General features: G+C 47.4%; 17 protein-coding genes. 5 read left to right on the top strand and 12 right to left on the bottom strand.

Going from position 1 to position 15,414, the window contains the following annotated elements; genetic code table 11:
* Positions 1-67: 67 nt before the first annotated feature.
* From DN062_RS05555 to DN062_RS05545, 3 genes are all read right to left on the bottom strand, one after another.
* Positions 68-943 carry a DMT family transporter gene (locus DN062_RS05555; RefSeq protein ID WP_112158334.1) on the bottom strand — a complete coding sequence of 292 codons (876 nt, stop codon included), beginning with the start codon at positions 941-943 and terminating at the stop codon, positions 68-70.
* A 108-nt stretch (positions 944-1,051) separates the two neighbouring features.
* Complete coding sequence (locus tag DN062_RS05550) at positions 1,052-1,972, bottom strand: SPFH domain-containing protein (protein ID WP_112158333.1); 921 nt, start codon at positions 1,970-1,972, stop codon at positions 1,052-1,054.
* A gap of 41 nt (positions 1,973-2,013) precedes the next feature.
* Positions 2,014-2,460, bottom strand: a complete 447-nt coding sequence (locus DN062_RS05545) for an NfeD family protein (protein ID WP_112158332.1) — start codon at positions 2,458-2,460, stop codon at positions 2,014-2,016.
* A 325-nt stretch (positions 2,461-2,785) separates the two neighbouring features.
* On the opposite strand from DN062_RS05545, the gene DN062_RS05540 reads away from it, so the two are divergent.
* Together DN062_RS05540 and DN062_RS05535 are read left to right on the top strand one after the other, a co-directional pair.
* Positions 2,786-3,445, top strand: a complete 660-nt coding sequence (locus tag DN062_RS05540; protein ID WP_162301252.1) for a potassium channel family protein — start codon at positions 2,786-2,788, stop codon at positions 3,443-3,445.
* A complete protein-coding gene (locus DN062_RS05535; protein WP_112158330.1) occupies positions 3,424-4,749 on the top strand; it encodes a TrkH family potassium uptake protein in 1,326 nt (441 codons plus the stop codon). The genes DN062_RS05540 and DN062_RS05535 overlap by 22 nt, the downstream gene beginning before the upstream one ends.
* Before the next feature lie 42 nt (positions 4,750-4,791).
* Here the strand turns inward: DN062_RS05535 and DN062_RS05530 are convergent, their stop codons facing one another.
* The 4 genes from DN062_RS05530 to DN062_RS05515 all read right to left on the bottom strand — a co-directional run bounded on the left by DN062_RS05530 (position 4,792) and on the right by DN062_RS05515 (position 7,664).
* Positions 4,792-5,472, bottom strand: coding sequence for a response regulator transcription factor (locus tag DN062_RS05530; RefSeq protein WP_112158329.1), 681 nt, complete (start codon positions 5,470-5,472; stop codon positions 4,792-4,794).
* Between the two features lie 6 nt (positions 5,473-5,478).
* Positions 5,479-6,567 carry a sensor histidine kinase gene (locus tag DN062_RS05525; protein ID WP_112158328.1) on the bottom strand — a complete coding sequence of 363 codons (1,089 nt, stop codon included), beginning with the start codon at positions 6,565-6,567 and terminating at the stop codon, positions 5,479-5,481.
* A 76-nt stretch (positions 6,568-6,643) separates the two neighbouring features.
* The gene (locus DN062_RS05520) at positions 6,644-6,958 is read right to left on the bottom strand and encodes an AzlD family protein (protein ID WP_112158327.1); all 315 of its coding nucleotides are present in this window, start codon (positions 6,956-6,958) and stop codon (positions 6,644-6,646) included.
* The gene (locus tag DN062_RS05515; protein ID WP_112158326.1) at positions 6,948-7,664 is read right to left on the bottom strand and encodes an AzlC family ABC transporter permease; all 717 of its coding nucleotides are present in this window, start codon (positions 7,662-7,664) and stop codon (positions 6,948-6,950) included. Before DN062_RS05515 ends, DN062_RS05520 begins: the two co-directional genes overlap by 11 nt.
* Positions 7,665-7,872: 208 nt before the next feature.
* On the opposite strand from DN062_RS05515, the gene DN062_RS05510 reads away from it, so the two are divergent.
* Positions 7,873-8,331: a DUF411 domain-containing protein gene (locus DN062_RS05510; RefSeq protein ID WP_112158325.1), complete on the top strand. Its 459-nt coding sequence runs from the start codon at positions 7,873-7,875 to the stop codon at positions 8,329-8,331.
* A 55-nt stretch (positions 8,332-8,386) separates the two neighbouring features.
* Here DN062_RS05510 and DN062_RS05505 read toward each other — a convergent pair whose 3' ends face one another.
* The 5 genes from DN062_RS05505 to arsS form a co-directional block, all read right to left on the bottom strand.
* Entirely contained in the window at positions 8,387-8,983 is a 597-nt protein-coding gene (locus DN062_RS05505) for a TIGR04282 family arsenosugar biosynthesis glycosyltransferase (RefSeq protein WP_112158324.1), read from the bottom strand.
* Entirely contained in the window at positions 8,974-9,663 is a 690-nt protein-coding gene (locus DN062_RS05500; protein ID WP_112158323.1) for a TIGR04283 family arsenosugar biosynthesis glycosyltransferase, read from the bottom strand. The genes DN062_RS05505 and DN062_RS05500 overlap by 10 nt, the downstream gene beginning before the upstream one ends.
* A gap of 71 nt (positions 9,664-9,734) precedes the next feature.
* Complete coding sequence (locus DN062_RS05495; protein ID WP_112158322.1) at positions 9,735-11,891, bottom strand: FAD-dependent oxidoreductase; 2,157 nt, start codon at positions 11,889-11,891, stop codon at positions 9,735-9,737.
* Positions 11,892-11,957: 66 nt separating this feature from the next.
* Positions 11,958-12,812: a sterol desaturase family protein gene (locus DN062_RS05490; protein WP_112158320.1), complete on the bottom strand. Its 855-nt coding sequence runs from the start codon at positions 12,810-12,812 to the stop codon at positions 11,958-11,960.
* A gap of 25 nt (positions 12,813-12,837) precedes the next feature.
* Positions 12,838-13,800 (bottom strand): arsenosugar biosynthesis radical SAM (seleno)protein ArsS, encoded by a 963-nt coding sequence (gene arsS / locus DN062_RS05485; RefSeq protein ID WP_112158318.1) that lies wholly within the window; start codon positions 13,798-13,800, stop codon positions 12,838-12,840.
* A gap of 141 nt (positions 13,801-13,941) precedes the next feature.
* Here arsS and mtnP point away from each other — a divergent pair, with 141 nt between their 5' ends.
* Both mtnP and DN062_RS05475 read left to right on the top strand, forming a co-directional pair.
* Positions 13,942-14,808 (top strand): S-methyl-5'-thioadenosine phosphorylase, encoded by an 867-nt coding sequence (mtnP, locus tag DN062_RS05480; protein ID WP_112158316.1) that lies wholly within the window; start codon positions 13,942-13,944, stop codon positions 14,806-14,808.
* A 168-nt stretch (positions 14,809-14,976) separates the two neighbouring features.
* Positions 14,977-15,345: an acyl-CoA thioesterase gene (locus tag DN062_RS05475; protein ID WP_237748511.1), complete on the top strand. Its 369-nt coding sequence runs from the start codon at positions 14,977-14,979 to the stop codon at positions 15,343-15,345.
* Positions 15,346-15,414 lie beyond the last annotated feature (69 nt).

Here is a 15,414-nt window from a genome sequence, read left to right as displayed (position 1 = left end):
AGAACATAATATCAAATAATCGTTCATTTTAAGAAAATTAAAAACGTATTTTTTATACGTTTATTTATTAGGCCAAAATCACGCAGAGCGCACCCATCACTATCAGCACTAACCCTATCAAATCACGTCGGCTAAGGGATTCTTTAAACCAGAACGCCGAGATAATCAGCGTGAAAATGATTTCAACTTGCCCAAGCGTTTTAACCATGGCAACGGTTTCCAGACTCATCGCTGTAAACCAGCCCAAAGAGCCAAAAAAGCTGCAGATACTGATAATGCCTGTGAGTTTTGGGCGCTGCCAAAGTGCAACTAAGGTTTCGGGCTCACGCCACACGACCCAAACCAATAGCATCAGCGTTTGAGTCACGATTACGCTCAGCAATACCCAAGCCGCACTGTGTAAAAAAGGAAGTCCTAAGAGCAAACTGGCTTCACGGACCCAAAGTGTCGTCAGCGCAAAACATAAACCACTGCCCAAGCCTGTAACCAACGTCGATACTGAAATCATTTTAAACGAGGATGGATTTGCCATTAACCAAATTGCAACGCCACCAATCAGCACGCCCAACCAAGCCAAGGGGCTCAAGAGTGCGCTAAAAAAGAGTGCACCTAGCACGGCAGCAATCACAGCTTCGCTTTTGGCAAGACCAACCCCGATTGCATAATTGCGGCGTTTAAAGAGCATCACCATCAGCACAGTGGCTGCAATTTGCGCCAAAGAAGCTAATAAAACCAACCCCACATAGCCTTGAGAAAAGACGGGGGCATCGGCTTCACCAAACTGATAGAGCGCAATCAGATATAAAGCCGCTAAAGGGCTCGCATAAATAAAACGCGCCAAGGTCACGCCAGTTGAACTGACCTCTAGGCTTAAACGTTTTTGGAAAGCGTTACGCAGAGACTGCATAAAAGCAGCGAAAATCGTGAAGGGAATCCATAACATACGTGGGTTTGACTCCTGAATCACTCAGACTCAACTCAAAAGCCCCCAGGGTGAGTGAAACCACTGGGGGCTTAAATAGCGTATGCGCTTAGTCTACAACCTAGTTGACTAGCCTTTTGCGTTTTTTAGGATTTCCGTCAATCCGGCAACAGCTCCGCCGATATTCGCCAACTCAGCTGGCACAATCATGGTGTTATTGGTTTTCGCCAGATTACCAAACTCTTTCACATACTGCTCAGCCACGCGCAGATTCACCGCATTTTGTCCGCCCGGCTGCTGAATCGCATCCGCGATTTGACGTATACCTTCTGCCGTTGCAATCGCAATCAACTCAATCTCACGTGCCCGACCCTCTGCCTCATTAATTTGACGCATTTTGTCGGCTTCTGAGAGGTTGATCACCTCTTGTTTTTGACCTTCAGAGACATTAATCATCGACTGACGCTCACCTTCAGACTTAGCAATCGCCGCACGACGTTCACGCTCCGCACGCATTTGCTGTTCAAGCGCATCTTTAATGCTGGCTGGCAATTCAATATCTGAAATTTCATAACGAAGCACTTTCACACCCCAAGGGTAAGCGGCTTCATCAAGTGCTTTTACCACTTCCTCGTTGATCTTCGCCCGCTCTTCAAAGGTTTTATCCAGATCGGTTTGGCCTATGACCGAACGCATGGTGGTTTGAGCCAACTGAGAAGCGGCATAGCGATAGTCATTGATACCATAGCTTGCCTTATGTGGATCAACGACTTGCAAGTATAAAATTCCGTCGATGCCTACCTGAATGTTGTCCCTAGTCACACAGGTTTGACGCGTAACATCAATTACTTCTTCTTTTAAGGTATGGATGTAAGCCACTTTGTCGATAAAAGGAATCAACAGATGGAATCCAGAATCTAACGTGCGTGAATATTTACCAAGACGCTCAACCACAAAGTTGCTTTTCTGAGGCACTATTCGGGCCGTTTTAAAGATGGTGATCACCACCGCAATTGCGAAGCCTATCGCTAAAATATTAATATCAGTCATTGTTACAATTCCTTGTTAAGGTTAAATCGGGTTAGAAAAGGTTACTGAGGAGACTGCTTAGTCACATTGAGGTGAATGCCATCATTCGATAAAACCCAAGCGACATCGCCCGCTTTTAAATCATCTTTAGACAGCGCATCCCACTGCACACCATTTAAAATCACACGTCCTGCACCTTGATTAAAGTCAGCAATCACAGTCACACGATTGCCTATGTCTTGTTTCAACTGACTCGGCTGCTCATTGCTATCTGAGGTGTAGCCCACAAACCAACGCTTACAACGACCTCGAGCAGCAAACAATAAGATAAGACTGACCACCCCAAACACCGTGTATTGTGCGGCAGTGGATTCGATCCATCCCAGTTGCATTAAGACACCGACAAAAATGGCGGCAAGTCCGATAAAGACCGCCAAGATACTCGTGGCCAATAATTCAGTTAAAATCAGCACCACACCGACGATAATCCAAATAATCGCAACACTCATAGATAACGCTCCTTGTGAAAGACAGGACTAAAACACTCATTTAATCGGTTTAAACGAATCGCATCTATAGTAACACGTAATATCACCCCACCCACTGCCTAAATAACGCCGCCGCTAAAATGCCCAGAACCATCATCCTTTTGTTGCGATGCACCTCCTTAAGCCATATGCAGCTTAGCCCAGAAGATCCAACAATAAGCCTCAGATAACAGGCCAAGTGGAAAAATTTTACGCTTTTGTTACGCGAATCGCCTTTTTTAACAACAGAGATGTGACGGGCATTCGGAGTAGAGTTAACTCTCTGATCATTAGGAGTATGCACACAATGAAACGCAACCGTATCGCTGTCATAGGCCTAGGCCGATTTGGCCAAGCATTAGCAACTGAAGCTCAGAAAAACAGCATCGAAGTGCTTGCTATCGATCGCAATGAGTCGCTAGTCAATGACATTGCCGACCAAGTCAGTGAAGCGATTATTGCCGACTGCACCAACCCTAAAGCGATTTCAGCCATTGATTGGCAGCAGTTTTCAACCGTGATCGTCGCTATCGGGAGTGATATCAAAAACAGCATGATGGCCGTCATACTTCTGCAAGAGGCGGGTGTGAAAAACCTCTGGTGTAAAGTACAAGATCGTTATCATGCCGCATTAGTATCAAGAATGGGGGTTCAAAAGGTCATTAGCCCTGAAGAGGAAATGGGGCGGAGAGCCGGCAGACATCTTAGACACCCTGACATGCTACAACAGATGCAACTAACAGAAAATCAATACGTTGCCGAAATAAAAATTGTCAATATAGTTGAGCAGCGTTCATTTATGTCCACAATCAAATCACAAGATTTGATTCTTCTTGCGATTAAGCTCAAAAAGCAAACGGAGTTTGAAATGGCTCGCGAGATCCCAAGTCGCTTTTACCCAGGGGATAAAGTTTTAGTTATGAGTAGAACAAGGGAGGGTTTTACATGGCCAACTCTTCTGTCGTAAGCCGCTCTGGTTTTTGGGGGTCTGCAGGTGGTGCCCTGTTCATTTTTTTTACGGCAGGGTCACTCCTAGGGGGAGCACTACTGACACTTCCAATCAGCCGAACCCAAGACGCTGGTTTTTTAGACCTTTATTTTACGGCGGTATCTGCCATCACCGTAACGGGCCTTGTTACCTTAGATACGGGATCGGATTTTACAGCGTTTGGTCAAATCGTCATTGCCCTACTGATTCAAGCGGGCGGACTAGGATACATGCTCACAGGAACCTTGGTACTGCTAGGAAGGCATCGATTTATTTCATTGCGCCAACAGTCGACCCTAGGGGCCTCCAATCAAATTAACGAAAGTATTTCTGTTTTTAGACTGGTGCGCTTTGTTGTTATTTTTAGTCTAATCACAACCCTTATCGTGAGCCTATTGCTTGCTTGTTTTTGGATTCCAGAGTTTGGCTGGCGTCAAGGCATTGGCTACGCGGCATTTCATGCAGTCTCAGCCTTCAACAATGCAGGCTTCGCGATTTTTTCTGACTCGCTCATAGACGTCAGTGGTGGAAATTGGGTCGTCTGGATTCATGCCCTCGCCTTAATTACTGGCGGTATGGGATTTATTGTCATTTACGAACTCATGACACCTCAAAAGCGCCTCAGTATCCACAGCCGCCTAATGATATACGGTACCCTTTTTCTTCTGATACTGGGGACTCTAGCTTTGCTTTTGTTCGAGCGTAACGCTTCAAGTTTAGGCTCAGGACTTAATCGCATTACCTCAGCCTTTTTTCAAGCAGCGACAACACGAACAGCGGGCTTCAATTCAATCGATTTAAATGAAATGAGCCATGCAAGCCATGTGTTTATGATGATCAATATGGTCATAGGGGCTGGGCCGGGTTCAACTGCAGGTGGGATACGACTCACCACCTTTATTTTACTTTTGACGGGCCTATTCGCGGTACTACAAGGTAGAGACTCTACACGCCTGTTGGGTCGAACCCTCGACGTTGAACATTTATTAAGGGCCTCTGGCATTCTAATTCTGACACTGGCACTCTTAACAGGCATTTGTATTCTATTGCTCGCATTAGAACCCGAGCAGGCCCCATTAGTGGTCATTTTTGAGGTCGTATCAGCTCTCGGCACAGTGGGTCTTTCACTGGGTCTTACTGGTGATCTACAAATAGCCTCCAAGCTTTTAATCATTTGTGTGATGCTGATTGGAAAGGTTTCACCTGTCTTACTCTTTACAGCACTCGCAAGCCGCCCTGAAAGACCCATTCGTTATGCAGGCGGTCGCATTGCTTTAGGGTGACTGCTCCCCGCCCGAGTGGGCGAGGGTTTACGCGGAGTTTTGCTAAAAAAAATAATCACTAATCAGCCGATACCCTATGCCCGGAAGCGTTTCGATTAAACTCGGCTGATTAGCATCTTCTCCCAAACGGGCGCGAAGACGAGCAACTAAAATGCGCAGATAATGTGTGTCGTCTGAATGCGACTTACCCCAAATGCGTTGCATGAGCTGTGACTGCGTCATCACACTTCCAGGATTCTCACTTAGACAGCAAAGCAAAGCATACTCTTTTTTAGACAAGCGTATATCGCGGCCTAAATACGTGACACGCCGTTGTGCATAATGAATAGAAAGCCCTTTACATTCAAAGCTCGAGGCTGAGATAGGTGTAGAGCGTAATTGAATTCGTATTCTAGCCAAAAGCTCCGGCACGCTAAACGGTTTAACAACATAATCGTTGGCTCCCGCATCCAAAGCCTTCACCTTGTCCGATTCTTGATTACGAACCGACAACACGATCACCGGTATCTGGCTGAACTCCCGAATCGACTGCAAGACATGCTGTCCATCAAGATCCGGCAGCCCCAAGTCCAGCAAGACAACATCAGGATTACCCAAGCCGACTTGGGCAATCGCTTCCTGACCAGTTTGTGCAATGGCAATATCATAGCCTTGTGATTTGAGACTAATGCTCAAGAATTTAATGATCTGTGACTCATCATCGACAATCAAAATTTTAGACATCTTTATTTATCCAGCAATAGGCAACATAACGCGCATGCATGTCCCGTGTTCCGAGTTAAGGGGGTCAAGAATCATCAATTGTCCGCCATGCGCGCCAATCATTCCTTTAGCGATTGCTAAACCTAACCCCTCACCTGCATGATGTTGATCCCCTCTGCCGAGCGTGTTAAAAAAATCAAACGCGCTCTCACGCAACTCTTCAGGAATTCCCGGGCCTTTATCTAGGATATCGATCACAACCCAATCATCATTTGAGTGGCACCTCACTTGAATCTCTTCTTTTTCAGGAGAAAATTTGACCGCATTTTCGGTCAAATTATACAAAGCCTGTTCAATCAAAGCAGGATGAACGTTCACTTCCGGCAGCGATGCCAGACCTGAAAGCACAATATTGGCCTCAGGAAAACGCTTGAGTACGCGTGCCCTTAGCACCTGTAAAATATCAACCAAGGCAATCGATTGCCGATCGATTGATAAACCGCCATAGCCAAGGCGCGTCATATCAAGCAGATTTTGGATGTAGCGCTCCAAACGTTGAGCTTCGGACATAACCGAGGACAAGAGTTCATGCTTATCCTCTTCAGATAGGCTATTTTTCAATTCAAGCAGAGAAGATGTCGCCCCAATCATCGTTACTAATGGGGTTTTTAAATCATGAGACAAGGAACTCATTAACGCAGAGCGAAGGACCTCTCGATCTTTTTCAATTTCAACACGTTGAAGCGCCTGCTGTGTCGCAGCTTCTTGTTCTATGCGCTTACGTAGCTGCTGAGTTTGTTGTCCAATCATAAGGGCTACGAATAAAAAAACACCTAATGCGAGCATGTCCTCAGTTTCATTCATCACCAAGGTGAACTTGGGCTCAGTAAATAAATAATTAAAACACAGCAAACTGACAATTGCGGTACATAAAGCAGGGCCTAATCCCTGCTTGACGGCCACCAACAACACACACAATAAAAGAAGCAACAGCTTGATATGATGATGAAAGTCAGTGAACAATAAGAGCGCGATAGATGTAAAAACAGGCAATAGGCCTGAGATTAACCAAATGCCTATCTTTCGTTTGTGCAAGTGTCGGATACCTTCAAACATTCAACTCAACTCCATCGGATCTTGCATACTATGCGTTTAGTATGAAAATAACATTCACTCGTAATAACACCCTATTTTAGCCCATCAAGTATCGAACGAGCGCCGCTGCCAAAATACCAGCGCTGATCGCAACTAAAGGCTTTTTAACCACTAACATAACAACCAGAGTCGTCAGCAGTGCTAACCGAGCACCCTGGTCTCCTTCTAAAGCCATAGGGGCAACAAGAGCAACAAGCACCGAACCCGACATAGCGCCAATGAACTGTTTAACTCGATAACTAATCGGCACAAAGGACATCACAAAAACGCCCCCTAAACGGGTAGCGAGCGTCACAAATGACATAATCAGAATCACCACAATGGCACCGATACCCGCAGTTTCAATGCTCATGATTCTTCTCCATCCAGACAGCACCTAAAATCCCGCCTGCTAAGGCACCAACAATGACATGAGTGTTTTCAGGCAAATAACGATAAGCCAGTAACGATGAACATGCCGCCAGTATCCAAATAACCACAATGCGCCCATTTTTTTCACCACCAATTACCATGGACAACATAAAACAGCCCATCACCATATCCAGCCCCAAGCTTCTAGGGTCTTGAATAGCGCTGCCGAATGCCATACCCAGCCAAGTGCCTATCATCCAAAACAACCAAAGTGCAAATCCTCCACCTAACACCAAGCCTAAACCTGGCTCGCCTCGGTTAAATGCCTGCATTGACATCGCCCAATTCGCATCGGATACCAAACACATTACCCCGTAACGCTTTGCTGGTGGTAAATGCTTAATCCAAGGATACAGGGTAGCCCCCATCAGCAAATGACGTGCATTGATGGCAAACACAGTGATCATCAGCGGGATAACCGCGACATGGGTTCCCCATAACTCCAAGGCTGCAAATTGAGAAGATCCTGCAAATACCCATGCACTCATCATCAAAATTGAGCTATTCTCTAAACCTGCCTGAGTGGCGGCCAAGCCAAAGGCCACACCAAAGACAGTGACAAACAATGAGATGGGCAAAAGTTGTTTAAAGCCGTCCCAGACAAGTTGACGATTTAGCGCTTGCAAGGGTAAAGGTAAATCAGACATGCAAAAACTCTCCAATGATACGTTAAAGCGCATAAAGCAACTTTAACATGACAGGGAACTTAATATGCTTAACCTGGTCGGAACAATTGTCATTACAATACAGACATAACTAAATATTCAGTCGTATCCTAAAACAAAACTATTTCTTATGCGTTGCGCTCATCCTGATGATGACCAGTATTAAAATCAATCAAACAAGCGAGACTTCATGAAAATGACAATCAAATTCGTCAATCCTTGGCTGGTGTCAATTGCGCTCTTGTTGTTTGCTGGAATCAGTTCGGCTCAGCCACTGATGCAGGTCTATAAGTCAGAAACCTGTGGTTGCTGTAATGATTGGGTTGAGCATATTGAGGCGGCAGGCATCAGGGTGCAAAGCACGAATCTGCGCGATATGAACCGACAGAAGGAGGCTTTAGGCGTTCCGATGGCGCTAGCCTCATGCCACACAGCAGTCATTGACGGTTACGTAATAGAGGGACATGTTCCAGCGAAGGACATTCTGCGCATGTTAAGCGAAAAGCCAGCAATCAAAGGCTTAACGGTACCGGGTATGCCACATGGCTCACCAGGAATGGAGACAGGGCGTATCGACTCCTATGAGGTTCTCACATTTCAGGCTGAGGACCCATCAACAGAGGTATGGTCACGCTACCCTAACCCTTAACTCCATATCAATCTAAGGGCCACCTTGTCGCGCTGTCGGCGACAAGGTGGTTTTCTCATCTGATATCCAATTCCGCTAACCGCACTAAATCCTCAGGTCGGTCGACATCCCACAGACACACAGGTTCGCTCCAAGATAAACCTTTCTCTCGTAAACGACCCCGAGTTTGCGCCATGACCTGGTCAGTGCTCCAATCAATTCCACGAAAGACATCAACACAGGGCGGATTTAGGCCAACCAAGACATACCCTCCATCTTCTGCTGGAAGGAAAACTGCATCCCGCTCAGACAATGCACGGTGACACGCCAAAAGATGCTCCGTTGTCAGTGCAGGACAATCACTTCCCATTAACAACATCGGCGCATTTGTCGCCATAAATGCTTCATGCATACGCTGTCCTAAATCCCCGTCAGACTGCGGCTTTAAACACAGCCTTGACCAGCGCATTTGCTGCTTTAGAAAAAATGGATCTGTTGGATTACCTGCCGTCCAAAGGGTTACCTCAGCATCCGGAAGCGACATAGCCGTTGCCAGACTTCTTTCCACGAGTTGTGCATGAAGTTGTGCGGCACCCTCGGCACCCAGCGCTGGAATCAAACGTGTTTTGCAGGCACCCGCAACAGGCGCTCGCGCAAAGATGGCTATTTGCACTCGTAATACTCCTTCACCAACTGCTCAGCACTCACCCCGCGCCAATAACGCCAGCGCAGCGACCACATGAATAGAATCGTTCGCCACACCCCCTGTTGCTGCCAACGCCGTCCTGAGGTTTCGACTTTCTCTGGCCAACATTGAGCCGACATCTTGGATTTAAGGCGCCGCGACAGCTCAATATCTTCCATAAGCGGCTGCTCTGGGTATCCATTGACGGTATTAAATAATTCACGGTGCACTAGAATGCATTGATCTCCTGTTGCGATGCTGGTTAAACAGGAGCGCCGATTCATCATCCATGCGATCACACGCAGCATTGGATGTTGCCCAATGATTCTGACATTAAATCGTCCCCAACTTGGACTATCTGCCGCGATCACCGTCATTAAACGTTGCGTAGCCGCTGGTGTTAACGCCGTATCGGCATGTAAAAAAGCCAACCAAGTGCCTTTTGCAACAGCCGCCCCTTGATTCATTTGACGGGCACGACCTCGCTCACTGACAAGGCATTGATCAACCAATCCCTCCGTCAACTCAGGACTGCCATCCTGACTCCCTCCATCCACCACAACGAGCTCCACACCTTGCTCACGTAATGCCTGTAAAGCCAGCAAGCGCTGCTGAAGATGGGAAGCTTCGTTGAGCACAGGGATAATCACACTCGCTCTAAAAGACATGTAAACCGACCTTGTGACGACACCCGCCCTAATCGGGCGAGGCCTATTATTTATCAGACTGCAACTCGTTCCTAATGTTTACCCAAGCACCAGCGATGGTATTTCTCGAGCCAATCCAGCAGCTTCTGCGGGGCATGGGCTTTTTTCCAATTGCCTGCGGCAAACTTATTCGCCTCGGTTAAAGTGGGATAGATATGGATCGTCCCTAGGAGTTTATTCAGACCTAAGCCATGTTTCATCGCCAGTACAAACTCAGCGATCAAATCCCCAGCATGAGGTCCAACAAGGGTCACCCCCAATATTGTATCTCGCCCCGGTACCGTGAGTACTTTGACAAAGCCATAGGCCTGAGAATCTGCAATCGCTCTATCAAGATCATCGATTCCATAACGAGTGACTTCATAGGCGATGCCTTGCTCCTTCGCGTCACGCTCGTTCAGCCCCACGCGCGCCACTTCCGGATCGGTAAAGGTTGCCCAGGGTAAATAACGATAATCCACAGCAAATCGTTTAACAGAGCCAAAGAGTGCATTGACTGTCGCATGCCAGGCCTGATGCGAAGCCGCATGAGTAAACTGATAAGGCCCGACTAAATCACCGCAAGCAAAAATATTCGGATGCAGTGTTTGCAAATAGGCATTGGCATCTAAGGTGCGTCCAGATTCAGGCAATAAACCCAACGTCTCCAGTCCGTAGCCGTCTAACCTCGGTTTTCGACCGACCGCAATTAAGAGCCGATCAAATTCAAGGCGGACTTCTTGCCCTGACGCATCCAATGCAATTAAATACCCTTGCGGTCCTTCAAGCTCAACTCGAAGCGCTTGATGTGCCAGCTTTAAATCTATGCCTTCATGTCGGAATTTTTCCATCACTAAAGCGCTCGCATCCTCATCCTCGCGTGATAATAAACCTAGACCTCGCTCCACCTGCGTCACTTTAGATCCGAGGCGCTGAAACGCCTGCGCCAACTCACAACCAATCGGGCCACCACCGAGCACCAGCAAACGCTTGGGCAATTCCTCAAGTTGCCATAGATTGTCGGAGGTCAAATAGGGAATCCGCTCTAAACCAGGCAGATCAGGTACGAAGGGTTCTGCACCCGTGGCTAAAATAATAGAGCGAGCCGTCACCCGCTGATGTTCGCCAGTGTTTAAAGTAATCTCCACCTCCCAAGGTGAAATCAATCGTGCAGTCCCTTGGCGCACATCGACTCCTAGCTGGGTGTAGCGCTCCACCGAATCATGAGGCTCAATCGCTTTAATAACCTCATGCACACGCTGCATAACTCGTTTGAAATCAACCTCAGGGGCGTGAGCTGTCAAACCATAAGTATCGGCATCACGCATTTCTTGCGCCAGCCGGGCCGAGCGAATTAAGGCTTTAGACGGGACGCAGCCCGTATTAAGGCAGTCGCCACCCATTTGATGCTTTTCAACCAGTATGACCTTTGCCTTAACAGCCGCGGCAATATAGGCCGACACCAAGCCTCCACTGCCTGCACCGATCACCAAAAGATTCGCATCAAAACGCGTTGGCTTAGACCATTTTGAAATCTGTTCACGGCGCTTAACCTGATCTAAAACCTTGCGTGCGAATAAAGGGAATATCCCCAAGAGCACAAAAGCGCCAAGCAAAGTAGGCGACAGTACATCACGGGGTTCACTGATTTGGGCCAGCTGTGTTCCTGCATTCACATAAACCAACGTACCGGCGACCATCCCCAACTGACTCACCCACCAGAAAGTCCAAACCTTCATTTTCGTTAGGCCCATCAATAAATTGATGACAAAAAATGGAAATGCTGGCACTAAGCGCAAGGCAAATAAATAAAAGGCACCTTCTTTCTCAACACCTGCATTCAAACGTTTCATCTGCTGACTAAAACGCTGTTGAACCCAATCCGCTAAGAGAAAACGCGAGACAAGCATGGCCAGAGTCGCGCCTAAAGTAGAGGCGAATGAAACAAGCACAAACCCCCAGGCCAACCCAAACACGGCCCCTAAGGCCAACGTCATAATTACAGCACCAGGAAGGGAAAGGGCTGTCACGAGCACATAAAGGCTAAACGCGATGAGTCCAGCCTTGATAGGCTGCTCACTTCGCCACTCTTGCAAAACCAGCTGTTGCGCCTTGAGGTTTTCAAAACTAAGTACCTCTATCCAGCCAAGCTTCCAGACGAGCAAGGCAAGACCTACGAGCAAAACGCAGACAAGCACTTTATTAAGCATAACTAGATTTCCTATATGGACGTTTGAGTGTTTGTCGCGTAACGAATGGATTTCTTACACGTCGCTTCACTCTGTCGCTTTACCTTGGCATGTTTCTGAAGCCTTTGATTTCAATGCATCAGTAGGCGGTAGCGGCAAGGCCCTAAAGGGCAAAAGAAGTAAACTCTTCAAACTCAACTCTCTCTGTTGCTGATAATATTCGAGACCTAGAACCATGTTTTCATGTCCATCACGCGGCTGCGCTGTGTAGGTTCCGAACAGACGATCCCAACAGGATAGAAAAAAGCCAAAGTTACTGTCTGTTTCATCACGATGTATAGAGTGATGAACACGATGCATATCCGGTGTAATAACGAACCAACGCACAATCTGATCGACCTTGGCTGACATACGAAGGTTAGCATGGCTGAACATAGATGCTGCGTTAAGTAAGGCTTCAAACACCAATACCGTCAAAGGATCTATGCCTAGGGCGGAGATAATCGCCACTTTGTATACTAAAGAGATCAGTATTTCTAAAGGATGGAAACGAAGTCCGGTGGTGACATCCAGATCTAAATCCGCATGATGGACTTGATGCAACCGCCAAAAAGCAGGCAACGCATGGGACAAGACATGCTGCAAGTAAATTGCCAAATCCAACAACAGCAGTCCTAACACAAATTTAAACCAATAGGGCAGCTCAACTAGGTTCAGTAATCCCCAACCTTCGTTCTGCACATGAACCGCCATCACGACAGCCGCCGCGCCTAAAGTCAAACGCTGAATCAACACATTTAGGCCAATCAACCCCAAATTGATTCCCCAACGTAGACCTCTCGACTCACGCCATGCTCTCTTGGGACGCGCCCACTCCCAGCCTGCAACCAGCACGAGCACACCTAAAAAAATGCTTAAACGCCAAACAGCTTCATCGCCCATCCGTTTCCCCCCTGTCAATATAGGCTTAGGCGAGCGCCCCGCCGCAACTGCTCCCCTGCCCCGCCGTGCATCCATAACAGTGATCAGCCACACGAATCGGACGATCTGCTAAATTCACATCCAGAAGATCACGCAAATGAACGGGGGTGCGAGCATCGCCCAAAGGCAATTTAAGCTGCTGATTGAAATCACAATCGTGCACCTGCCCCAAATAATCGACAGACAAGGTGTTCAGACACATCAAACTCGACATCGTTGCCACATTAAAATTGGACTTCAGAAGATGCATATACTCATCAAACTGACCTTTGCTAACCAAGGTACTGCCAAAGCGTTGAATTGGCATATTCGCAAGGGTGAACAGCCGATTGAAACTGATGCCAAAATGCGTTTTCAACTCACGTTTGTAGGCGGCCTCTAGCGATTGTTGAGGCGGAGGCAGCGAAGGCCCCAATGGGTTATATACTAAATCCAACACCAGTCCTGAATCCGGCTGACCGTATCCGAGCGCATTCAATGCCTGCAAGCCTGCTATACTGGCATCAAAAACACCGTCGCCACGCTGAGCATTCACGTTGTCCGCCGAATAACAGGGTAAGGATGCCACCACCGTAACACCCTGCTCGGCTAAGAAGGCCGCTGTTGTCTCTTGCCCCGGTTCACTCAGAATCGTTAAATTACAGCGATCAATCACTTCCACCCCACGCTGGCGTGCCTCTTTTACGAGCCAACGAAACTCGGGATGCAGTTCAGGGGCCCCTCCCGTTACATCCAACGTCTGGATGGATGGGTGCTGATCAAGCATCACTAATAACAGCTCTAGTGTTTCATGACTCATTGCTTCTTTCCGCTTCGGGCTAGAAGCAACATGGCAATGAAAGCAGGATTGATTGCAGGTTAAGGTAATATTTGCCTGCAACACCTGTAACTCTGTCCGTTGAAGAGGTGGGAAATCCGTTGCAATTAAGCGAGGTAGCATCGCATTCATTAAAAACTCCTAGAGCGGTCATTGACTTTGTATCTTAGTCGCCTCAACTGATTTTTTATTACAAAAAATAGTTTTTTGACATTTTCTTAAAATTGATCATGATGGGTATCTCTTTTCTTGGCTATCTTTGGAAGCATACCTATGCAAAACACTCCTATCGGTATTATTGGCGGCAGTGGCTTATACCAAATTGAAGGCCTGTCAGAACGCCAAGAACACGATCTCGTTACGCCATTTGGCCAACCATCCGATCGCTTAGTTTCTGGGAAATTAGCGGGTGTACCTGTTGTGTTCTTGGCTCGGCATGGCCAAACGCATCATTTACTCCCCTCTGAAGTCCCTTATCGGGCAAATATCTATGCATTTAAACAACTCGGTGTTAAACACCTCCTCAGCTTTTCGGCTGTCGGCTCATTGAGCGAGGATATTGCCCCCTTAGACATGGTAATTCCTGATCAGTACATCGATATGACGCGCCAACGCATCAATACCTTTTTTGGACAAGGTACCGTCGCTCATGTTTCTTTAGCGGATCCGATTTGTGCAGAGCTGACCCAGTTACTCGGCGCAGCAGCAGAGAGTTGCTTAGATCAACAAGGGCTCAGACTGCACGTCGGTGGCACCTATTTGTGCATTGAAGGCCCACAGTTTTCGACTCGTGCTGAGTCCCATTGGTTCCGAGGCCTCGGTGCAAACATCATCGGCATGACCAATATGCCGGAAGCACGCCTCGCCCGTGAAGCTCAAATGGCCTATGTTAGCTTAGGCATGGTCACTGACTATGATGCTTGGCATCCAAGAGAGCAAGCGGTTACCGCGGACTATGCAATTAAAAACTTAATGAAAAACAGCGAAAATGCCCAAAAGATCCTGATGGGCGTACTGGCACGTTTGCAGAATCAACGACCAGACTCTTTGGCACACACGGCCTTACAACAAGGATTAGTCACGCCCTTGAGTTCGATGAGTGTGGATACACGTAAATGGGTCGAGGTGCTGTTGCAGTAAGCCTAATCCCTCTGTTAAATCAGGGATCCATCTTTAGATAAAACAATCTGTTTTTATCGTATGATTCGATAACAGATTTTAACGATTAAAATGCCTCTGGAGGTTACATTGGATCATCACAATCAAGAACACCCTGTTAGAGGTCGCTTAACCATTCGAACGCTGGCAATGCCAGCCGACACCAACCCGTCAGGTGACATCTTTGGTGGCTGGGTCCTGTCTCAGATGGACTTAGCGGCCGGTATTTGTGCAGGTCAGCGCGCTCAATGCAGAGTGGTCACGGTTGCACTTGATGGAATGAGCTTTATCCGGCCTGTAAAAGTCGGCGACATTCTCGGCGTTTACACCGAAGTCTCACGCGTTGGCCGTAGCTCGCTGGATATTCATGTCGAGTGCTGGGTAAGGCGTGGTCGTATCGGTAAGCGCGAAAAAGTCACAGAAGCCGTCTTCAAGTTTGTTGCCTTGGATGACGATGGCAAGCCAACTAAAGTGCCCGACACAGCCTCTCTTCCACCCTATGTGGAGAGTGAGATTTAGTTTTAGGGTTTACATTAGTATTTTACTCTATCGAACTGTATGTAATCTCCTCAACGCAGGTCACCTCAA

This window comes from Nitrincola tibetensis (genome assembly GCF_003284585.1).
In the GTDB taxonomy this organism is placed as follows: Bacteria; Pseudomonadota; Gammaproteobacteria; order Pseudomonadales; family Balneatricaceae; genus Nitrincola; species Nitrincola tibetensis.
This window is presented reverse-complemented; position numbering and strand designations above follow the sequence as displayed.